The organism is Pseudoalteromonas sp. NS-SX12, from assembly GCF_057367955.1.
In genome coordinates this window covers 1,095,273-1,115,816 of the sequence record NZ_CM170635.1, presented here as the reverse complement: position 1 = coordinate 1,115,816, position 20,544 = coordinate 1,095,273, and the positions used below count along the sequence as shown (strand labels likewise).

Below are 20,544 nucleotides of genomic sequence, written 5' to 3'. Positions count from 1 at the left end.
AGCGCGTAAAGCGCTATTTTTATCGCTAATCAAAAAACAACACAACGCTAACTATTTGCCGCAACCGCACTCAAGATACTAACTACCGCAAATAACATCCACGATAAGTGTTTGGCTTTCGAGCCCACTAATGCCACGATAAAATGAATAGCAAACGTCACTGCAATAATATAAAGCACCGTAGCCTTATTAAGGTTTGGCTCTGCAAGTGTCAACAAAATAGCGGCAAAACCAACCCAAGTTACCGAGGTTAAATGCCAAGCAAAACGCAATGTGCGTTTGGTAAAATCATCGTTACCAAAAAGCTTAGGTAAATTATCTCGCTTAAATAGCCTTATTAGAATGTAACGCTCACCTAGGTAAGAGTGTGCAAACGATACAAGTAACAGTAAGCAAGCAGAAATGTAGAGTAGAAACGTCATATCCTTATGTACCACTTTATAGATTAAATTTACTGATCAACTGAGTCAGTTGTTCGCTGCTGATTAGATATCTGTTTAATGGCGTTATTTAGCTCAGCCAAAAACGACTCAAAATCAGTAAAATGCTTCACATATTCTTTTGAAAAGCCAATATGTGCAGATTGGGAAGAAATGGTTTCCATAACAATAAAATCGGCATTATTTGGCATATCATTTTGCGCTAACGCATCTTTTAACACCAACAAGGTTGATGTTTTATCATTTATATAACAATCAATTCGCCGTTTCAGTAATTTTTCAACATTATGCTCAGTGCTCTTATTGCTTTCTAGCAAAATTGTGCCCAGTTTAACTGCTTTAGAATATTTATCATTGAGCAGTATATAACCCGCATTAATGCCTAAACTAAGCGGCTTTGAGTTTTTATTTTGAGAAAAATAATCAACTAATCGCACATTTTTATGGCACAACACTACGACTTCTTCTAATCCAATTTTTTCCGAATAATGAGAAATAAAGGGGCGTGTTTCAGGGTGTTTATAAGGAGGTAAAATGGCCAGCTCTTTACCTTGTTCCATAAGCATTAATGCACGCTTCCATGGCAGTGGCAAAAAACGAATATGATAATTAGGTGCAAGTTCTCGGCTCACTTGGCGTATAAAGTCGATATAGATGCCTTTGACTTTGCCATTTTCAATGTAGCTGTAAGGCGGGTAATCATCGTCAACTAAAATGCGTACTTCTTGACTATCTACCGCAAATAAATGGGCACTGCAAAAAAGCAGAAAACTCAATGCAACTAATGGGCGCAAACGTAAATAGTACTTAATTATCATGTGGTTTTAATACGCCCACTGCTGAGAGTAATCATAGCGAAAGCCTACCGAAATTGACTGAGTATCGTTCAAGGCATCAAAGTCTTTCGTTAAATATTCTAAATGAAAGCGTAGGTTATCGCTTGGCAGCCATTCAAATGTTAAGTTGGCTCCTTGATGGCTTTTAGTTTCAAGTTTTGAATTTCCATCGTCGAAATCAAAGAAGCCTAATTTAGCGCGATACAAAGGATGAAAACGATAAGCAAGTGAAACATCGAGCGTGGAGCCGCTTCTTGAGTTAACACGCTGATAATCAACACCTTGATACGCAATTGCTGCATAAAGATTGTCGCTAATATCAAGCGCTGCCATGCCCGCTACCACTTCAGTTTTACCAATTTTAAGTTGTTGCTGGTTATAATCATTCTGTCTTGAATAAGTTAACGCTAAATGCAGCCCATTTCGGCTGTAACCTAAACCGGTATTAATAAAGTCGGCAAAATCATCGCCACTATCACCGTCAAACTGTCCACCTACCATAAACTTAAAATCACTGATTTGATTTTCATAAGTGACAAGGTTATTAACAAAAAATGGGCTTTCAACATCGTAAGCAAAGGGGCTACTGCGATGGTTAAAAATATCCACATATTCAGCAATTAAGGTGTATTGCACTGGTCTTTGTTTACCAAGACCAAACTGACCAACTGGCGAATCTAGTGCTACATATACTTGTCTGGCCTTGCCAAAGTCACCATTGTTACCAAGGTCAATACTCCATTCACCATGAGCAATTGCCTGCCAACCGGGCTTAAATTGATAGGTAGATTTAAAACCAGCATGAGACAAGGCATCTTGAATATCCATAAACTCTTCATCTTGCTCTTCAATATAACCGTAAGTTGGCCGCAACGTCGCATACAGCTTAATACTGCCATCTTCGCGCTTCTTCGGCTGTAAAACTTCTGGGTTTTCTGGCATATCGTTTTTATTCGTAGCGCCTTGTTGCTTGGCTTTTGCTTCTAAATCTGCCAAACGTTTTTGCAACTCAAGTAACTGCTGTTTTATAAGCTCAATTTCATTTTCTTGGCTGGTATCGGCATGTGCAACATGACCAAAAAGTAACGGTGCACAAAGCAGTAAGTTAAAGCGTTTCATCGGTGTATCCTCACTATGGCTAACTGACTAAACTACTGTCCATTGATTAAACAGGCGATTGTCCGTTACACCTTAAAGCGGTCTAATATTTGCTTTTGCTCTTGAATACTATTGGCCTGCAATTCAATTGATTCGCTAGTTTGGTGTGCATAATTAGAAACATTGACGGAAATATCTCGGATCCTAACGGTGTTTTCATTAATTTCTTCCGACACCGAACTTTGCTCTTCGGCCGCTGATGCTATTTGCGTATTCATGTCATTAATTAAATTAATTGCAGCGCAAATTCTATCGAGAGCCTGCTGTGTGCTTTTTGCTTGTTCAACGGTTTCTTGTGCAGCGCCTTGGCTTACTTTCATCGCTTCTACAACCGTTTTTACGCCCGATTGCAATTGATCAATCATAGCGCGAATTTCAGTTGTGGAATCTTGGGTACGAGAGGCGAGTGTGCGAACTTCATCTGCCACAACGGCAAAACCACGCCCCTGTTCACCCGCCCTTGCAGCTTCAATTGCGGCATTAAGCGCCAGCAAGTTAGTCTGTTCAGCAATCTCGTTGATCACCTGCAAAATGGTTTCAATGTTATGGGTCGCATTTTCTAAAATTTCGACATTACCAACCGCATGCTCAATGCGCGTCGATAATGTATCTATCAATGAGGTTGTTTGTTCTACGATTTGCACGCCTGTTTGGGTGGCGTTATCAGCTTCTTTCGTGGCTTCGGCCGCACTTTGCGCATTATTGGCAACCTCGGAAGCGGTTACCGTCATTTGATTCATCGCGGTCGCAAGCAAATCAATTTCTTGCAACTGCGTCGATACCGCAGCATTCGAATCGTGTACGCCTTGTTGTGATACTCTCATACTGCTTAGAACATCATCGCCAGTCGACTTTAACAGCTTAATTTGCTCTCTAAGGTTTTCTTTAAACAGGTTAAATCCGGTGGCCAATTCAGCAAATTCTTGATCAGTATCGGTAGATAGCCGTCTTGTTAAGTCCCCTTCGCCAGTTGCGATATTCTCTATCGCACTGTTTAGTGCATTAAGCGGCGTCAATAATTTTTTCATTATAAACTGCAGCACTAACACGCTTACAATTAAGGCAACAATACTAAAAATGACAACTTGGTTACGCATATCGGTAACCGCTTTATACGCAATTTTTTCGTTGAGTAGCACGCCAATGTACCAATCTTGCTCAGGAATTTTGGCAAACCTTAGGTTAAACTCTTCACCATCAACGATTGGGTGTTCAATGTTATTAACCTGAATACGAGAATTTGGTAAAAACTCACTCATATTTTTGCCATTTTTACTGGCATCAGGGTGGGCGATTACCACGCCACTTTCAGAAACAATAAAAATGTAACCTGCATCAAATAATTGCACGCGATTAACCAAATCCGATAAACCAGACAGACTCAAATCAAAAAAGATCGCACCAATAAATTCGTTCGCTTTAATCAGCGGAGTGGCAACGGAAATCAGTATTTCACCTGTGGCCGAATCCGCATAAGGTTCGGTAATAATCAGTTGCCTTTCATTTTTTGCTTTTACATACCAAGGTCTTACTCTTGGATCCCAACCAGCTCCTGGCTCCCAATCAGGGTCACTTTTAAAGTTTGAACCATCGGATTCGTAGCCACCGCCAATCAATAAAAACTCTTGTTTAATTTCAGGAATACGAATGACATCAGTAATGTGCTGATGAGAGGGGTCTAGTTGTGCAAGCGATGTTGCATAACTGGCAATTGCTTTTTTACCACCAAGCTCTGACGAAACTGTATTTTTAACACCGTGCACAATGTCTTCAATGCTCTCTTCGATGGTTGTTTGAAGTTTTGATTTAACAGTGAAAAATTGAATGGTGCCAAGAAAGGCAATGGTGATAATCAGTAACAGTGAAGATGCAATTGCAACCTTATGAACAAATTTCATAACATTCTCAACCTAATGTTTGCTACATAACTAAAAAGCGTCTAAGTACGTGGGTTGCTTAGGCTCTTTTTATGAGATGTCTTTAACATTAGTTGATAAATTTACATTTTTCCTGCGCATTAATGGATAATGGTATACCCAAATAACTTGCCTAAAAACTCATTAGGCATTAATGGTTAGTCTTATTTAATGACTAAATTATGTGACTCAGACCACTGTCTCAGCGACTCTAAAATATCAAGCGCAGAGCGGCCAAATTCTGTTAATTCGTAAGTTACAGCTACTGGTCGCTCATTAATGACTTTACGCAGTACCATGCCCTCTTGTTCAAGTTCTTTTAAGCGTTGATCAACCATTTTTTTAGTTGCGCCACCTAACATTCTTACTAAATCGTTAAAACGCACAGGCTCGTCTTTTAAATGATAGATAATTGAGCCTTTCCATTTACCACCAATTAAACGCATGCCTTTTTCAATTGCGCACGGTTCATCACACACGTTAAAAACTTTTTTCCTGCCCTTAGCATCTGTTTTTACATAACTTTCCATTAAAAATATGCCTCTAAATACTAGGTTACTAAAAGTATACTAATTGAATTAGCATACTAGGTTCCTAAAATATACCTCATATACATTTTTGATGAAACCTAACATTAGGAAGCAACATATGAGCAATATTTTAATTATTAATGGTCACCAGTATTACCCGTTCTCAGAAGGTAAGTTAAACGCAACCTTAGTAGACGAAGCCGTTTCACTATTGACGCAAAAAGGTCACGAAACACACGTAGTAACAATGCAAGACGAAATCAATGTTGAGCAAGAGCTTGAAAACCATCAATGGGCAGACGTTATTATCTTCCAATCGCCAATTAATTGGATGGGCGTGACTTGGTCATTCAAAAAATACATGGATGAGGTATACACAGCCGGTATGAGTGGCGCACTGTGTAATGGCGACGGCAGAACTGCGGATGAACCTAAAAAACATTATGGACGCGGCGGCACACTAACAGGCACTAAATATATGATGTCTTTGACATTTAATGCGCCGGAAGAAGCCTTTAATGATCCAAGTGAATTTTTTAACGGGAAATCGGTAGATGATCTACTCTTTCCTATGCACATGAATTTTAAATTTTTTGATATGCGCGCATTACCAACATTTGCCTGTTTTGATGTGATGAAAAACGCAAATGTAGAAAACGATTTAGAACGTTTTAAAGCCCACCTGAATGATCACTTTTAACGGAGTAAATAATGCCTTTTGAATACACACAAAAATTGCACGCTGGTTCGGTATTTCCGAAATTTGATGCAACGCAGTTATCTGGTGAGACTATTAAGATTGGCTTACCAACTGAGAGTCATGATTGGCAATTAGTTTTGATTTATCGCGGTCGTCATTGCCCGCTTTGCACTAAATACCTCAATCAATTAGCAACCTTTAAACAACGATTATCTGAAATTGGGGTGGATATAGTGGCCATTTCAGGTGACAGTAAAGATCAATTAACCTCCCATTTGGAGCAGCTAGCGGTGAACTTTCCAATTGCTTATGGCTTAACAATAGAGCAAATGAAAACACTGGGGCTTTATATTTCTGATCCTCGCTCTGAACAAGAAACCGATCACCCTTTTGCTGAGCCCGGATTATTTGTTGTAAATGCAAAAGGCGATATTCAAGTTGTCGATATATCAAACAACCCATTTGTTCGCCCTGAGCTTGAAGCGCTCGTTAATGGTGTAGCATGGATCCGTAACCCTGAAAATAACTATCCAATTCGGGGGATGCACCTTTAATCGAAATAGCGTCAAAGCGAATTATCCGTTGCAGTTTAAGGTAATAAACTGCAACGTGTTAACGCTGCATTTAAGCGCTTCACAAATGCCACTGCGGTATCTTTTGCACACTCAACACTACTGTAACTAATGGAACGTCTTGTCATTATCAAAGCATTTAAACTAATTACTTATACTTCAAATAATTAAACTATCAGACAAGCTAGTCTTAAAGTAAGCATTAACACGCAACAACTGTTCACTTATCAAACAAAAATTGAGTAAAATTTTCCCAATATTGTCATTAAATTATCATTGACTTTGACTTGCATGCCAGTTAACTTGAGTTAGTAGCTAATAAGTTGAGTTACAGTATTATTTCTTCATTTCGTCGAATATGATGTACGTCGTCCTGTTGTGATTAACACTTTGCTTTATTTTGACGCTATTCACGCTCATTGTGAGCAATTGTTACACCCCTATTTATATACTGGATTTATATCATGTCAGAAAAAGTAAACGGCACTGTAAAGTGGTTTAATGAATCAAAAGGTTTTGGCTTTATCGAGCAAGCATCAGGCCCAGACGTATTTGTACACTTCAGTGCTATTACTGGTGACGGCTTCCGTACCTTAACTGAAGGTCAGAAAGTTGAGTTCACTGTAACGACAGGTCAAAAAGGACCTCAAGCTGAAAACCTAGTGGTTTTATAAGCAAAAATTCCGGAGGCAAGTAATCTATTTGCCTCAGCTCCCCTCCAATAAATTCGTATTAAATTCCAACTGATATCTGTCACTAATTCGGTTACAATTACATTTTTCACCCCTTATCACCGAAAATGAAAGTTAATTCATCAAGCAGCTATGGAAAGTTCACTGTGTCCCTATTAAGTGAGCGAATTATTTACGCTAAACTTATTGGCAGCTTTAGTGAGCGTGGTATTAGTGATTACATCAATCAGGTGAAAACAATAATCAGTGATTTTGCCGGCAAACCATTTGCAATGCTAATCAATAATCTAGAAATTGAGGGTGGCACGCCAGAGGCATACCAAACCCTCGATAACTACAATCACTGGTTAAATCAGCAAGCTATCGTTGCAAAAGCATTTATCATTGATGACAACGTCACAAAACATATTTTGCTAACGCGTACGCCATCATTAAAACAGCAAAACATCGCCTTTTTTAAAACAGTAAATGAAGCACAGGACTGGCTAGAAGCCGAATTGCATTAATTTTTCACTGCAATATTTGCCTGAGATAATCACTTCATAAGCAGAGTAAAAAAGGTAGCATCTAGTCGCATTTCACATTTACCGATGCAACTCATCACAATGCGCCCAGAATAAAAATCGCTTTCGCATCAGACAGGCATTTAAGCACGCTTTAAGACGCTTACCCCATTGCGTTTTACAACCAACATTAATTTTCCAACTAACACTAACAGCACCGCGCCAATCAGCACCGGAGTCACTAAAAAGCTCCAACCTTCTCCCGCCAACATTATTAATATTGGATTTGCTCCCGCTGGCGGGTGTGTTGTTTTAGTCAATAACATTGCGGTTACCGCAAGACCTGATGCCAGCGCCAAAGTGAGCGGTGAAACGCCAATATACAAGGTAAATATAATACCAATCGAAGCCGTAATGAGATGGCCGCCAATCACATTTTTCGATTGTGCTAATGGGCTTTCTGGCACACCGAAAACTAATACGGCGGTTGCACCAAACGGCGCCATAAGTAAGGCAAAGTCCATAACAGACGCATCAAAAAACGACAGTAAAGCGATGCCTAAAAACGCCCCCATACCTGCTAGTATCGGTAAAAATAATGTATTCATTTCAACTCCAAATAAAAGTAGACCGCTTTGTCTACATTTTTAGAGTAGACAAAACGGTCTACTTTTGTCAATATACTTTTCAGACAAAGCCATACAAAGATAAATATGAGTAAAAAACGTCAATTGCTTATTGATACCGCCTTAACGCTTTTTTATAAGCAAGGCATTCACGCTATTGGGATCAATGAAATACTAACTACATCTGGCGTGGCAAAACGCACTTTGTACAGTCATTTTGCAAGTAAAGACGCATTGTTAGAGGCGGCACTCGAAACGCGCCATAACACCTTTATGGCATGGCTAAATGATAAGTTATATGGCGCAAATTCGGATCAGCACACTATTGAACTGCTTTTTAACGCGTTGGCGAGTTGGTTTACACACAATGAACCCAAATTAGGGGATTTTAGGGGCTGTTTTTTTATTAATACATCAGCTGAATTTAGCGATACCCAATGTAATATTTATGCGCTATGTCAGCAACATAAAGCCGAAGTAAAAACCGTAATTGAAAATAAGTTGCAAGGCAATAACCCATTATTAGTTGATGCCATTTGTATTATGAAAGAAGGTGCCATTGTCAGCGCGCAAGTCTCTGGGTACAACCCAAAACACATAGAAAGCTGTATTACTGCCTTGCAAGGTATGCTCGACTAAAACACCTAGTTACTCGCGCAAATTAACCTAGTCGCAAGCGAGCTATTAACGTGCTCGCTTTATTAACTAGCAGATCGCAGATTTACATTTCGCCTTATTAAATTTGCAATCGGTCTTTCAAAGTATTGATACGATAAAAAAGCAACAAACACACTCAAAACCAATGAGAGTAGCAATTTAATCTCGATAGACAGTTGAAACTGATTCACGTTAGTAATAATCGGCATATGCCACAAGTACAATGAATACGATATTTTGCCAATAAAATCGCCAAACCGGTTTGCCAAAAGCACATTGTTATTCGGAACCAAAAATACCACACAGAAGAACACCGTACTCATAACAAGTAGCACTTCGTAGCTAAGCCACATTCTCACTTTATCGACAGTAGTAATAGGTGAAAACGCAGGATACATTAAAGGTATAAGCAAAAGAGCCAATACAAACCTGTGTTTTTTAAGGTATTCGGGCACATTAAAGGTGTGATAATGCATGCCAAAAAGAACACCAACAAAAAAGAATGGCAACGTTCTTAATATACTAAAATAATTGTATGGAACCCCATAAATATCGCCCGTTACTCTGGGAAAATTGGTAAAAAACAAGGCGATCATTACTGCCAAAATGGATAGGTAAATATACCCTCTTCGCTTGTGTGCAAATAGCCAAAATACGATAAATAATAAATAGAAATGTATTTCTGGAGGAATTGACCAGAGCACGCTGTCGCCGTAAACAAACAGTAAATGCCCTATTAACGTATTAGCGTCAGGAATATGATAAAGGCTGTCATCTCCCATTAACGTTAAAAAATACGACGCGAAAACAACAACAAAGAATAATGGTAACACCCTTGCTGCCCTCGCTAAAAAATAGCGAATAAGGTTATGTTTGTTAAAATCTTGCCCTAAGTACAAATACGCCATTAAAAAGCCGCTCAATAAGAAAAAGAGCATTACCCCGTAAGCTCCCGAGCCGCCTCCTAACGCACCATCAAGCCAATGGGTTATATCGCTAAAATGCGTAAAAAACACAATCAACGCAGCTAAACCACGCAGCATGTTCAGTTTTCGAATTTCCAAGAAGGGCTCCTACGGAGTATTAATAAGCAACACTTTGTGTCGTAAAAATATTAAATCGATTTGTTAATGCGAGTCTCTAGCATCAAATAGCCGTTTTTATACTCGTTGTTTAACGTGCATTAAGATACACATAACGGCAACATATCGTGCTCGTTATTCAATTATGAAGAAGTGACTAACGTTCGCTCAAAATACGTTCTCTTTTTGAAAACTAAAGAGCCAATCACCAGGTAAAGCACACACATAATTAGCAGCGATGTATACATGCCTTGCTGTGAAAATATCATATTGAGGGCATCTTCTCGCACAGGCAAGCCGCGCGCTTCTCTACTTGCCGCATACACATTGCGAACCGCATCTAAATCTCGAAGCGCAAGACAAAACGTAAATATATTTTGAGTAGCCGCAATCACTAACGCATTCATTGCGATGTAAAATCCCTTGGGATTAGGCCTAAAAAAGCAATAAACAGTTGCTGTATTTAGAACAAACACTATAAATGCAAAAACGAAAAATAACGGCGTTAGATTATTAAGCGAAAACACATAAAAATCGGTCGATAGCCCAAAGCGTACTATGGCATCAAGATCTTTCCCCGCCGCCCAAATAAACCACACTATGAGTAATATTATTGATTTACTCTTTCTCATTAATTTTCAATCCCTTATAACTACCATGCGTTCTAAAAGGCCGCATGAGATCTGTTACCTTACAAACCAAACTAACGCTGTAAAAAAGTTTCTATTACACTGAGGTAAATACTATAAGACCTAACTAAAGCCGACAAAAAGGCCAAAACTATGGGTATTTATGTGGTTATAGCTCTTTAACCATAAAGTATTTACAACCCTCTTTTGGGTAACCTTCCTGCACCCACTGGGTAACATAGCCGTGCTTTTTATAAAATGGCATCGCTTGAAAATTTAATGTATCTAACAAGCATTTTTTGCAGCCTCGCTTTCTCGCCGCTGTTTCAATTTTATAAAGCAATTGCGTACCCACGTTTTGGCCTCGTAATTGCTCAGAAACCCACAAAATATCGAGTAACAGCCAATCACCAAATGTGCGAGCCGACGCACCTGCAATAACCTCTCCCGACTCATTTTTTATTTGCGCAGCCAAAGGTAACCTTTCTTGTACTTCCCAATTCGCCCAGTTGAACTCTCTAATTCTGTCAGTAAGGTAATCCGTCAGCTCTTTTTCAGGGTTGTAAGAGCGTGTTAACCTTAAAGGTCTTAATTCTGTTCAAATCCAAACCGTTTTGATCGCGGCGTTGCTTTGTAGGCCTAGTGAGCTAAGTCAAAAAGTGACAACAAAGAGCATAACGGTTTGGGTTGAACCCTGCGGGCAGCGCTTGTTTGGCATTTATACTGTGTTGTCGCTCATTTATGTAGAAGAGCTACACTACAATCGCTCTGCCTAGTCTAAATGACAAACAAACTGCTGCAGAAATAGACAGCAAAGGTCACACGCTCTTATATTTCAATATCCAATTTCAACTCCAAAGCATGTTATAACCACAATTACGACACCAAGTTTAAGTAACTGATATTTGTGTATGAAACGTGGCAGAACCAAGAAAAGCACCATCAGTCCCGCACGTAATTCGAAAGTGATAAGCTCTTTACTATTTGCCCGCTTTTCCGGCTTCTAAAATGGGCAATCCGGCCTCAGTTGGAATATAGATGCGCTCACCTTTACCGTCCTGCAATCCTTTTATCCAGACATAACGAAGATATTCTTCATTGCCTTTCAAAGATTCTCCAATAATTTTATTAGCTTCAGCTGCGGCTTTTGCCCGTTCAATATCTGCTTGCCCTTCGGCTCTGGCTTGAACAATCTTAGCTTTACCATCTGCCTCGGCTAGCGTAACTCTAGCTTTAGCTTGCATTAAAGCAGCAGCTTCTCGCGCTTTGGCCTCTTCAATTAATATTTGCTTGCTCCATTCAGCTTCTTTTAACGCAGCAATGCCATTCATTTCTAATTTATATACTTTATATTTAGGCCACGCCCATAAGGCTAAAACAATTAATAAAACAAAAAACAATACAAGGCCGATTAGACCACCAAATGCAATAGCATTTCTATTCGGATGCATAAACTCTCCTTAGCTCTTGTAACACCATGATAAAACTTAAAAATATCAGGCTAAACGAAGTAAACGATTAGCGCAAGTCTACAGCTTTTGGTTTACTGATTAATTAGTTATTTGCTTAAAATTCTTGCTTTAATCACCTACGAGTGCAATACCAAAAATGGCATCAACTTTTTTAATTTGAGCCCTATCACAACCTAAAATGGTACTGCCATAAATAAAACACTTAAAAAGCACGAGCGCAGCTACTTGTACTATTAGGTTCCTGCATACCCCAAAAATAAAAAGAGGAAGTGCTCGGCTTCCCCTTTGGTTTAACGCTACAACTGGAAAAGTAAATTAACTAAGCACCATTTCTGGCACACACTCTGGCACCACTAACTTGCCTTGGGTTTTGCTGACGATTTCATCTACGCTAATACCCGGTGCGCGCTCTAATAAATGGAATGCACCGTCTTTTACTTCTAGCACAGCTAAATCGGTAACAATTTTATTAATGCAGTTAACCCCTGTGAGCGGTAGGCTGCAATGGCTGAGTAATTTAGACTCGCCGTGTTTGTTAGCGTGGGTCATTACACAAATAATGTTTTTAGCGCCTGCCACTAAATCCATTGCGCCGCCCATACCCTTGACCAATTTTTTGGGGATCATCCAGCTGGCAATATTGCCATGCTGATCCACTTCGAATGCACCTAACACGGTTAAATCTACGTGGCCGCCGCGGATCATCGCAAAACTTTCTGCCGAGCTAAAAATGGCAGCGCCTGTAGCTGCGGTTACGGTTTCTTTACCCGCGTTTATCATATCTGCGTCTACTTGGTCTTTTGTTGGATAAGGACCCATACCGAGTAAACCATTTTCTGATTGCAGCATCACTTCGATACCTTCAGGCACAAAGTTTGCCACAAGTGTTGGAATACCAATGCCAAGGTTTACGTAAAAACCGTCTTCAAGTTCACGTGCTACACGCTGTGCAATTTGTTCTCTGGTTAACGCCATTAGTTTTGCTCCTGTGTCACAACGCGCTCAATGCGTTTTTCAACTTCACCTTTAATAACGCGGTTTACATAAATGCCAGGGGTATGAATTTCGCTTGGCGCAAGCTCACCGGGCTCGACAATTTCTTCTGCTTCTACCACGGTAATTTTGCCTGCAGTAGCTGCCATGGGGTTAAAGTTCATCGCGGTATGGCGATAAATGCAGTTGCCATAACGGTCAGCTTTCCACGCTTTAATAATGGCAAAATCACCAATAATACTTGGCTCGAGCAAATAGTCGCGACCATTAAATTGCTTAATTTCTTTACCTTCGGCAACGAGCGTACCCACACCTGTTGCGGTATAAAATGCCGGAATACCTGCACCACCTGCACGCATTTTCTCAGCCAACGTGCCTTGTGGAGTAAGTTCTACTTCCAATTCACCCGCTAAAAGTTGCTGCTCAAATAAGGCGTTTTCACCCACATACGATGACACCATTTTTTTTATTTGCTTGTCTTCAAGCAAAATGCCCAAGCCAAAGCCATCAACACCACAGTTGTTTGAAACTACCGTAAGCCCTTTAGTTTGCTGGCGCTTAATTTCATTAATTAAACCTTCTGGAATACCACACAGGCCAAAACCGCCCGCAATTATGGTCATGCCATCTTCAAGCCCAGCCATTGCCTCACTGTAACTTGAAACTACCTTATTAAATCCTGCCATTTTAAACTCCTATTGTGCGGTCCAGCCGCCATCTAGCGCCAAGGTTTGCCCGGTAATATTGCATGCCTCTTTCGCCATTAAAAAACGCACTGTGTGGGCGATTTCTGCAATATCGATAAATGATTTTTTTGGCATTGGCGCGAGCATAATTTGCTCAATCACTTGTTGCTCGCTAATGCCATGGTTTTTTGCCTGATCGGCAATTTGCTTTTCAACGAGCGGGGTTTTTACATACGCAGGGCAAATGGTGTTAATAGTAATATCGTGCTCGGCGGTTTCTAACGCCATCACTTTTGAAAAGCCCACTAAACCATGCTTAGCCGCCACATAGGCTGACTTAAAACGCGACGCCACTAAGCTATGAATTGAGCCAATATTTATCACGCGGCCAAAATTGCGCTCGCGCATACTTGGTAATACCGCTTTGGTCATTAGTGCCGTGCCAGTAAGCATCACATCCACCAGCAAACGCCACTGGTTTTGCGGAAACTCTTCAAGCGCCGCAACATGTTGAATACCCGCATTATTAATTAATACATCAACCGGTGCAGGCAGCTCGCTAAGTAGCTGAATAATCGCAGCTTCATCGGTCACATTAAGTGCTACACCAAGTGCGTGATAGCCTTTGCTACTGAGTTTTTTTGCCGCCTCAAGCGCAGCCTCTTGGTTTAAATCCGTTACGGTAATTAAAGTGTCGCTATCGGCAAGCGCTTCTGCAATGCCCAAACCAATGCCACTGGCACCGCCGGTGATCAAAATATGTTTATTCATTATTTGGCCTCCAAAAACGCTTGAATACGTTCCTTTTGTGCTGAGATTGCAAATACCCCTTCTAAGTGCCCCCAATCGCCGGTGAGCTCAACCATATCAGTTTGTTTGCCCTGCGCTTTTAATGCGTTATTGAGGGCACGCCCCATTTCTGGGCGTAGCAATAAATCTTTGCTGGCAGGAATAATTAAACTTGGCGCGCTGATTTTGCTAAGGCTTGCTAAGTAGTCATCTTGATGGCCCGCTACAAACAGCTGTGATGCACGCACTAAATAAAGCACATGATTGGCATCTTGCGTTTTAGCGCGAAGCTTGGCGCGGCTTAACAGGGTTTGTACTACCTCAGGTTGAGTACGAATATCGTTAAGTGCGCCTTTATCCATCACTTTAAAATTAGGGAAGCTCAGCGCAAACATATTCGGGTGCATCGCATCTTGGGTGATGTTGAGCATAGTGGCAGTTAACCCGTCGATAGGCGCAGGTTTACCGTAGTAATCGCCGTTATTCCAGTTTTTATCTAAACGAATTGGCAATGCCCAATGCTCTAGCGCCGATACGCTCCACGCATCCATTTGGCCAGCGCCAATCACATGCACTAATTTGCCAACCCAATCTGGGTAAGTTACCGCCCATTCAAGCGCTTGAAACGACCCCATTGATGCACCCATCACGGCATGCAGTTTTTGTATGCCTAAACTCTCAAGCACTAACTTTTGCACGTTAACAAAATCGCGAATGGTCACTACTGGGAAATCAAGGCCATACGGTTTGTTTGTGGCAGGATTAATTGACGCAGGGCCTGTAGTAATGGTGCGACCATCATTTACATTGGCATTGGCAAGTGAATCCACACTGATTACAAAATATTTATTGGTATCAATGGTTTTGCCAGGGCCAATAATCGCATCCCAATAACCTGGTAGCGCATCGCTTTCAGCGTATTTGCCCGCAGCGTGCGAATTACCTGAGAAGAAATGAGTAATTAAAATAGCATTGTCTTTTTTAGCATTAAGCGTGCCGTAGCTTTCAAAACCCACCTTTACTTCGGCAATGCTTTTACCGCCAAAGGTTTTAAAGTTTTGTGTAGTAAATGTTTGTTTTTCAACAAGTAGCGTTTCGGCATTTACGTGCAAACAACATAGCAAAAACACCAAAGTAATCATTTTTATTATTTTCATAATCAGCCCTTAAAACCAAATAAACAAACACAATGCCAACACAACGCCAAGTAACGGTACCACCGCACTTAATGCTGCCATAGACCAATATGCCGCTTGATGGGTTTCTTTACAAATTGCGCGAATGGTGGTTACCACATACCCATTGTGTGGCAAGGTATCGAGTGCACCCGATGAAATTGATACCACACGGTGTAATTGCTCAGGGTTGACCCCTGCATCTAAATAATGCGGTGCAACTAATGGCAGCGCAATGGCTTGCCCGCCGGAGGCAGAGCCCGTCAATCCCGCAATCACACTCACAGCTACCGCTGCACCAATCAGCTCGTTGCCTGGAATTTGCGTCATTAAATCAACCGCCACGGTAAATGCCTCTGACGATTTAGCAATCGCACCAAACCCCACAACAGCGGCGGTATTACCAATAGCAATCAGTGCGCCATTAGTGCCTTCGGTGGTAGCTTTGGCAAGATTGTGAAAGTGTTTAAAGTTGATCACCACAATCGACAACACCCCACCTAGCAACGCCACAATCAATGCCGCCTGCTGTAAGCTGTCGTGCAAAATAAAGGAGAGTGCCAACACCACCAATAGCGGAATAAGCCCCGTTACTGGATGCGGATAATCGCGCTCTGGGATTTCTGGGTCGTCATCGCGCGCTTCAAACTGCTCACCATTTGCAACAGCTTTACCGATCATTTTTCTCAGCCACCAGTAGCCAAAACACGCCATAAAAGTCGCTACAACTAGGCTCACTTCCCACGCAGCATAAGGCGAAGTGCCTAAATACTTGATGGGGATCCAGTTTTGAATTTCAGGCGACCCTGCGGATGTCATGGTGAAGGTAACCGAACCAAATGCTAGCGTAGCCGGAATAAATCGGCGCGGTAAATTGGCGTCTTTAAACAGCGACAACGCCATTGGGTACACCGAAAACGCCACAATAAACACGCTAACACCGCCATAGGTTAATACGGCACAGGCAATGACAATTGCCAGTACCGCGTGTTTCATACCGAGTTTATCGACAATATAGCGAGCGACACTGTCGGCAGCGCCGGTGTCTTCCATAAATTTGCCAAACAAACTGCCAAGCAAAAACATAAAAAACCATGCACTAACAAAATTAGCAAAACCATTCATATAGCCTTGAATAAAGTTATCAGCGCCAGCGCTTGGAAAAATCGCCAAATTACTGGTGAGCGCCACAATCAGTGCACATGCTGGCGCGGCAATAAATAAATTCATGCCGCGCAGCGTTAACACAATCAAAAGCGCCAGCCCACCAATCAGGCCAAGCATACTTAACATAAAATCTTCCTATGTGAATCACTAACAAGGGTGACTTGGCTGCTAGTGCGTCAAATTACTGCTGACTATCAATTTGGCTAACGGTGGCGATTTAAACAATAGCACTATAGTTATACGCGTATGATTTATTATTTAAAAACAACAAATTAACAGTGGATAGTACTATAGTGCTAAAGCTATTTTAAAGATTACCCACTAGATTGGTAACTGACTTGGCTGTGCGATGTAACGTATAACAATAAAGATAGGAACAACATTATGACCAAGGCAAATATCAACAGCAGCAAACACGCTTGCCTGCGCTCACTGTCTGCAGTAAGTGGTGCTGTATTATTGGCATTAGCAACCCCTACATTTGCAAATCAACAGGAAAATGGCGAGAAAAAAGCAGAACTTGAACGTATTCAAGTAACCGCACGTAAAACCGTCGAAAACTTACAACAAGTGCCAGTGGCAGTTACCTCAATAGGTGCAACCGAGCTTGCTGAAAAAGGCATTGCTGAGCTTATTGAAGTACAGCAGTTTTCACCAAATACCACGCTACAACGTAGCCGTGGTACAAACTCGACCATTACCGCGTTTATTCGTGGTGTTGGCCAGCAAGACCCGCTTTGGGGCTACGAGCCAGGTGTCGGTATTTATATTGATGATGTGTATTTAGCGCGCCCGCAAGGTGCCGTGCTCGATTTACTTGATGTTGAACGCGTTGAAGTATTACGCGGTCCGCAAGGCACACTGTATGGCAAAAATACCATAGGTGGCGCAATTAAGTACGTAACCAAAGAGATGTCGGGCGACCCAACATTTAACGTATCGGCAAGCGTAGGTAGCTATAATCAGCGCGATATTAAACTCACAGGCCAATACCCACTTATTCGAGATACTCTTTATGTAGGTGTTGGTTATGCCAACTTAAACCGCGACGGGTTTGGTGAATATTTACAATCAGACCTGCCAAATCAAGATACCGAAAACTACAACAAAGAAGTTGAAGCTGCCCGCGTTACGCTCGAATGGCATGCCAATGACGATTTATTCTTTCGCTTAAATTGGGATAAAACCGACGATACGTCAAATGCCAAAGGCGGCTACCGTTTACTACCGAGTTTATTAACAGATGCGCCTGTGCCAAATAGCGTATACGACTCGTACACCAGCTTACCAACCTGGAACAAGGTAGAGCTTGAAGGCTACAGCCTACTTGCCAACTGGGACTTAACAGATGCCACCAGCGTAAAATACGTTGCATCAAAACGTGAAAGCTATTCACCAACTAATATCGACTTTGATAATACACCGCTTCGCATTTTTGATGTGCCAGCTGTGTATGACGACAATCAAACCAGCCATGAATTACAACTAAATCACGCAGGTGAAAACTACAAATTGGTTTCGGGTCTGTATTACTATGATGGCGAATCATGCGGCCAGTTTGAAGCCATTTTAGAAGTGCTAGGCAATGCGATTTCATTACCAAGCTTAACCCGTGAAGTGTCGGGTTGTAACAACTCATCAAGTAAAGCCGCTTATATTCAAGGCAGCTATTACTTTAATCAACAATGGTCGGCAACCCTTGGTGCCCGTTACACCCAAGACGAAAAAGAAGCCAATGTTAGCAACGGTTTAGTCTATGAAACGGTTTATCCGTATTCGGGCTGGATCCCTAGTTATGTTCGCCCTGAAGGCGAATTAGTACCAGAAGTACTGAACGATAACGAAGATTGGTCGCGCTTTACGCCACGCCTTGGTGTGGAATATCAACATTCAGATGACATGATGTTCTTCGCAAGCTATGCGCAAGGGTTTAAGTCGGGTACTTATAACCCGCGTGCCACAACCGCAGAGCCCGCTGCAAACCCAGAGATTGTAGATTCATTTGAACTCGGTATGAAAAGCGAGTGGAACAATAACCTACGCGCTAATATCACCTTGTTCTCATTGCTGCATAAAGATCGCCAGTATATTTCGATTTTACCGGGAGAAACCTCAGCAGATCTCAACCAGCGCCTTGGCAATATTGGCCGCTCAGAGTCGCAAGGCATAGAAGCCGAATTTACTTATGTTGCCACTGACAACCTTAATTTTAATGCCTCGCTTGGTTATATCGATGCTGAATTTACTGAAGTGATCGACACCGACCCAGAAACAGGCGAAGAGTTTGATAAATCAGACCAATTTGATATTGCCAACACCCCAGATTTAACCTTTAACCTAGGATTTGATTACTCAATTGAATCTACATTTGGTGACTTTGTAGTAAATGGTAACTACTACCACCGCGGCGATTATGTGCTGTTTGAAGAAGCCAGCTTACTTTCGCAAGATGCCTACGGCTTAGTAAATTTAGGTGTTACTTGGTACTCGAATGATGGCCACTGGAGCGCATCACTAACGGGTAAAAACCTCACCGACGAAGAATACCTGGTTGGTGGGTACCAATTTGTCACCCCTGACCCTACCGACCCAACGGATACAAGCAAATATACGCCGGGGTTAGGTGGTGACAATACCTTAATTGGTTATTACGGCGACCCGCGTACCGTTACGCTCACCGTTAATTACCGCTTTTAATTAACACTCCCCCTTGGGTCACCAACACCTAGTGCGGTGGCCCAGCTTTGGGGAAATGCTTGTAACCGTATTTCGAATACCTTATAACAGGAAGAATTGGAGTTAATTGGATGACAACGCAAGTGAAAGCCATTATCGCAGACGATCACCCGCTATTTCGCAGTGCTTTAAGCCAAGCGGCGGCAAACTATCTCGAAAAAGACAATATTCAAGAGTGTTATGATTTAGCGAGCTTGTTTTCTTTGCTGGAAACTCACCCAGAAACCGAACTCATTTTCCTCGATTTAAATATTCCTGGCGCCAAAGGCCTACAAGGGCTCACTCAAATTCGCAACCAATACCCTGATATTTTAGTGATTATGGTATCGGCAACGGAAGACGCCAAAATAATTAACCACGCCATGGAAGCTGGTGCCTGCGCCTACATTCCAAAATCGACTTCGCTGAGCAATATTGGCAAGGCCATTGAAGTCGTGATTGATGGCGACACGTGGCTGCCTGAAAACCTAGACCTAGAAGCGCACCCAATCGACAACGAGCAAACCGAATTTGCACAAAACTTAGAAAAGCTTACACCACAGCAATACAAAGTGCTGGCAATGATTGCCGATGGCTTGTTAAACAAACAAATTGCGTACGAAATGTCGGTGCAAGAAACCACTGTAAAACAACATGTATCCGCTATTTTACGTAAACTTGGTCTTAACAACCGCACCCAAGCCGGTATTTTATTTAATCAACTCAGCCAAGTAGATACTAAATCCGCAGAAGGCTTTGCTTAATTTTAGGGTTTGACACAGCGGGAATGAATCTAAATAACGATTGCAAAGTCGGTAATGAGCTAATTTGGGTATTAGACAAGCTATTTACAACTTCCTGTTTATCATAAAGTCCATCCATGGGCTTAATGTTACTTTTCTTTGCTTCGCCAAAGATAAAGTAACCAAAAGAAAGGCGACCGCTCTATCAAACTTTATCCTCAAAGCAACTTTGAATTTTTAGATAAACGCCATGAAGCGGCATCCATGCCTAAGCATGGCTTACTCGACTCGCTACGCTTCGTGTCTCGCATTATCAATTCAAAATTGATTTTCGGGTTTGATAAAAGCGGAAGAGTATCTCAGCAACAGCCTTCAAGGTCTCAATTGAGCGAATAGCGGTCATTGAATAAATTACTCCAAGCACATAACAAACTCTTCGTTGTTAGAAGTAAAAATTTTGCCT

Annotated in this window: 22 protein-coding genes; 7 read left to right on the top strand and 15 right to left on the bottom strand. The window is 41.5% G+C overall.

Annotated features, from left to right (window positions below):
* Positions 1–47: 47 nt before the first annotated feature.
* The 5 genes from AC2IOM_RS19275 to AC2IOM_RS19255 all read right to left on the bottom strand — a co-directional run bounded on the left by AC2IOM_RS19275 (position 48) and on the right by AC2IOM_RS19255 (position 4,880).
* Positions 48–422: a hypothetical protein gene (locus tag AC2IOM_RS19275; RefSeq protein WP_486359805.1), complete on the bottom strand. Its 375-nt coding sequence runs from the start codon at positions 420–422 to the stop codon at positions 48–50.
* A 29-nt stretch (positions 423–451) separates the two neighbouring features.
* On the bottom strand, positions 452–1,258 hold the full coding sequence (locus tag AC2IOM_RS19270) for a substrate-binding periplasmic protein (RefSeq protein WP_486359804.1): 807 nt from the start codon (positions 1,256–1,258) through the stop codon (positions 452–454).
* A 6-nt stretch (positions 1,259–1,264) separates the two neighbouring features.
* The gene (locus tag AC2IOM_RS19265) at positions 1,265–2,395 is read right to left on the bottom strand and encodes a porin (RefSeq protein WP_486359803.1); all 1,131 of its coding nucleotides are present in this window, start codon (positions 2,393–2,395) and stop codon (positions 1,265–1,267) included.
* Positions 2,396–2,460: 65 nt separating this feature from the next.
* On the bottom strand, positions 2,461–4,332 hold the full coding sequence (locus tag AC2IOM_RS19260; protein ID WP_486359802.1) for a methyl-accepting chemotaxis protein: 1,872 nt from the start codon (positions 4,330–4,332) through the stop codon (positions 2,461–2,463).
* Between the two features lie 182 nt (positions 4,333–4,514).
* Positions 4,515–4,880 carry a winged helix-turn-helix transcriptional regulator gene (locus AC2IOM_RS19255; RefSeq protein ID WP_010558351.1) on the bottom strand — a complete coding sequence of 122 codons (366 nt, stop codon included), beginning with the start codon at positions 4,878–4,880 and terminating at the stop codon, positions 4,515–4,517.
* Between the two features lie 118 nt (positions 4,881–4,998).
* Here AC2IOM_RS19255 and AC2IOM_RS19250 point away from each other — a divergent pair, with 118 nt between their 5' ends.
* The 4 genes from AC2IOM_RS19250 to AC2IOM_RS19235 all read left to right on the top strand — a co-directional run bounded on the left by AC2IOM_RS19250 (position 4,999) and on the right by AC2IOM_RS19235 (position 7,350).
* Complete coding sequence (locus tag AC2IOM_RS19250; protein WP_486359801.1) at positions 4,999–5,580, top strand: NAD(P)H-dependent oxidoreductase; 582 nt, start codon at positions 4,999–5,001, stop codon at positions 5,578–5,580.
* 11 nt (positions 5,581–5,591) lie between these two features.
* Positions 5,592–6,134: a redoxin domain-containing protein gene (locus AC2IOM_RS19245; RefSeq protein ID WP_486359800.1), complete on the top strand. Its 543-nt coding sequence runs from the start codon at positions 5,592–5,594 to the stop codon at positions 6,132–6,134.
* A 482-nt stretch (positions 6,135–6,616) separates the two neighbouring features.
* Complete coding sequence (locus AC2IOM_RS19240) at positions 6,617–6,826, top strand: cold-shock protein (RefSeq protein ID WP_010558354.1); 210 nt, start codon at positions 6,617–6,619, stop codon at positions 6,824–6,826.
* 164 nt (positions 6,827–6,990) lie between these two features.
* Entirely contained in the window at positions 6,991–7,350 is a 360-nt protein-coding gene (locus tag AC2IOM_RS19235) for a hypothetical protein (protein WP_010558355.1), read from the top strand.
* Between the two features lie 140 nt (positions 7,351–7,490).
* On the opposite strand, the gene AC2IOM_RS19230 is transcribed toward AC2IOM_RS19235, so the two are convergent.
* Positions 7,491–7,955 carry an HPP family protein gene (locus AC2IOM_RS19230; RefSeq protein WP_486359799.1) on the bottom strand — a complete coding sequence of 155 codons (465 nt, stop codon included), beginning with the start codon at positions 7,953–7,955 and terminating at the stop codon, positions 7,491–7,493.
* Positions 7,956–8,060: 105 nt separating this feature from the next.
* Here AC2IOM_RS19230 and AC2IOM_RS19225 point away from each other — a divergent pair, with 105 nt between their 5' ends.
* Positions 8,061–8,612, top strand: a complete 552-nt coding sequence (locus tag AC2IOM_RS19225; protein WP_486359798.1) for a TetR/AcrR family transcriptional regulator — start codon at positions 8,061–8,063, stop codon at positions 8,610–8,612.
* Positions 8,613–8,674: 62 nt separating this feature from the next.
* Here AC2IOM_RS19225 and AC2IOM_RS19220 read toward each other — a convergent pair whose 3' ends face one another.
* The 9 genes from AC2IOM_RS19220 to AC2IOM_RS19180 form a co-directional block, all read right to left on the bottom strand.
* Complete coding sequence (locus AC2IOM_RS19220; protein ID WP_486359797.1) at positions 8,675–9,694, bottom strand: acyltransferase family protein; 1,020 nt, start codon at positions 9,692–9,694, stop codon at positions 8,675–8,677.
* A gap of 161 nt (positions 9,695–9,855) precedes the next feature.
* On the bottom strand, positions 9,856–10,344 hold the full coding sequence (locus AC2IOM_RS19215) for a hypothetical protein (RefSeq protein ID WP_486359796.1): 489 nt from the start codon (positions 10,342–10,344) through the stop codon (positions 9,856–9,858).
* Between the two features lie 166 nt (positions 10,345–10,510).
* Positions 10,511–10,888, bottom strand: a complete 378-nt coding sequence (locus AC2IOM_RS19210; protein WP_486360694.1) for a GNAT family N-acetyltransferase — start codon at positions 10,886–10,888, stop codon at positions 10,511–10,513.
* Between the two features lie 433 nt (positions 10,889–11,321).
* Positions 11,322–11,792, bottom strand: coding sequence for a hypothetical protein (locus AC2IOM_RS19205; protein ID WP_054978058.1), 471 nt, complete (start codon positions 11,790–11,792; stop codon positions 11,322–11,324).
* A 336-nt stretch (positions 11,793–12,128) separates the two neighbouring features.
* Complete coding sequence (locus tag AC2IOM_RS19200; RefSeq protein ID WP_486359795.1) at positions 12,129–12,788, bottom strand: CoA transferase subunit B; 660 nt, start codon at positions 12,786–12,788, stop codon at positions 12,129–12,131.
* The gene (locus tag AC2IOM_RS19195; RefSeq protein WP_486359794.1) at positions 12,788–13,492 is read right to left on the bottom strand and encodes a CoA transferase subunit A; all 705 of its coding nucleotides are present in this window, start codon (positions 13,490–13,492) and stop codon (positions 12,788–12,790) included. Before AC2IOM_RS19195 ends, AC2IOM_RS19200 begins: the two co-directional genes overlap by 1 nt.
* A gap of 9 nt (positions 13,493–13,501) precedes the next feature.
* The gene (locus tag AC2IOM_RS19190) at positions 13,502–14,263 is read right to left on the bottom strand and encodes a 3-hydroxybutyrate dehydrogenase (RefSeq protein ID WP_336436441.1); all 762 of its coding nucleotides are present in this window, start codon (positions 14,261–14,263) and stop codon (positions 13,502–13,504) included.
* Positions 14,263–15,438, bottom strand: a complete 1,176-nt coding sequence (locus AC2IOM_RS19185) for an E22 family MetX-like putative esterase (protein WP_486359793.1) — start codon at positions 15,436–15,438, stop codon at positions 14,263–14,265. Before AC2IOM_RS19185 ends, AC2IOM_RS19190 begins: the two co-directional genes overlap by 1 nt.
* A gap of 9 nt (positions 15,439–15,447) precedes the next feature.
* Entirely contained in the window at positions 15,448–16,749 is a 1,302-nt protein-coding gene (locus tag AC2IOM_RS19180) for a GntP family permease (protein WP_486359792.1), read from the bottom strand.
* Positions 16,750–17,007: 258 nt separating this feature from the next.
* Between AC2IOM_RS19180 and AC2IOM_RS19175 the strand changes: the two genes are divergently transcribed.
* Together AC2IOM_RS19175 and AC2IOM_RS19170 are read left to right on the top strand one after the other, a co-directional pair.
* A complete protein-coding gene (locus AC2IOM_RS19175) occupies positions 17,008–19,320 on the top strand; it encodes a TonB-dependent receptor (protein ID WP_486359791.1) in 2,313 nt (770 codons plus the stop codon).
* Between the two features lie 110 nt (positions 19,321–19,430).
* Entirely contained in the window at positions 19,431–20,102 is a 672-nt protein-coding gene (locus AC2IOM_RS19170) for a response regulator (protein ID WP_100914639.1), read from the top strand.
* Positions 20,103–20,544: the final 442 nt, after the last annotated feature.

Bases quoted from the DNA above. Each gene is read 5' to 3' on its own strand.
- AC2IOM_RS19205 (WP_054978058.1), bottom strand. From the start codon at position 11,792: ATGCATCCGAATAGAAATGCTATTGCATTTGGTGGTCTAATCGGCCTT.
- AC2IOM_RS19170 (WP_100914639.1), top strand. From the start codon at position 19,431: ATGACAACGCAAGTGAAAGCCATTATCGCAGACGATCACCCGCTATTT.
- AC2IOM_RS19180 (WP_486359792.1), bottom strand. From the start codon at position 16,749: ATGTTAAGTATGCTTGGCCTGATTGGTGGGCTGGCGCTTTTGATTGTG.
- AC2IOM_RS19230 (WP_486359799.1), bottom strand. From the start codon at position 7,955: ATGAATACATTATTTTTACCGATACTAGCAGGTATGGGGGCGTTTTTA.
- AC2IOM_RS19215 (WP_486359796.1), bottom strand. From the start codon at position 10,344: ATGAGAAAGAGTAAATCAATAATATTACTCATAGTGTGGTTTATTTGG.
- AC2IOM_RS19255 (WP_010558351.1), bottom strand. From the start codon at position 4,880: ATGGAAAGTTATGTAAAAACAGATGCTAAGGGCAGGAAAAAAGTTTTT.
- AC2IOM_RS19250 (WP_486359801.1), top strand. From the start codon at position 4,999: ATGAGCAATATTTTAATTATTAATGGTCACCAGTATTACCCGTTCTCA.
- AC2IOM_RS19270 (WP_486359804.1), bottom strand. From the start codon at position 1,258: ATGATAATTAAGTACTATTTACGTTTGCGCCCATTAGTTGCATTGAGT.
- AC2IOM_RS19240 (WP_010558354.1), top strand. From the start codon at position 6,617: ATGTCAGAAAAAGTAAACGGCACTGTAAAGTGGTTTAATGAATCAAAA.
- AC2IOM_RS19225 (WP_486359798.1), top strand. From the start codon at position 8,061: ATGAGTAAAAAACGTCAATTGCTTATTGATACCGCCTTAACGCTTTTT.
- AC2IOM_RS19190 (WP_336436441.1), bottom strand. From the start codon at position 14,263: ATGAATAAACATATTTTGATCACCGGCGGTGCCAGTGGCATTGGTTTG.
- AC2IOM_RS19265 (WP_486359803.1), bottom strand. From the start codon at position 2,395: ATGAAACGCTTTAACTTACTGCTTTGTGCACCGTTACTTTTTGGTCAT.
- AC2IOM_RS19260 (WP_486359802.1), bottom strand. From the start codon at position 4,332: ATGAAATTTGTTCATAAGGTTGCAATTGCATCTTCACTGTTACTGATT.
- AC2IOM_RS19185 (WP_486359793.1), bottom strand. From the start codon at position 15,438: ATGAAAATAATAAAAATGATTACTTTGGTGTTTTTGCTATGTTGTTTG.
- AC2IOM_RS19245 (WP_486359800.1), top strand. From the start codon at position 5,592: ATGCCTTTTGAATACACACAAAAATTGCACGCTGGTTCGGTATTTCCG.
- AC2IOM_RS19175 (WP_486359791.1), top strand. From the start codon at position 17,008: ATGACCAAGGCAAATATCAACAGCAGCAAACACGCTTGCCTGCGCTCA.
- AC2IOM_RS19195 (WP_486359794.1), bottom strand. From the start codon at position 13,492: ATGGCAGGATTTAATAAGGTAGTTTCAAGTTACAGTGAGGCAATGGCT.
- AC2IOM_RS19275 (WP_486359805.1), bottom strand. From the start codon at position 422: ATGACGTTTCTACTCTACATTTCTGCTTGCTTACTGTTACTTGTATCG.
- AC2IOM_RS19200 (WP_486359795.1), bottom strand. From the start codon at position 12,788: ATGGCGTTAACCAGAGAACAAATTGCACAGCGTGTAGCACGTGAACTT.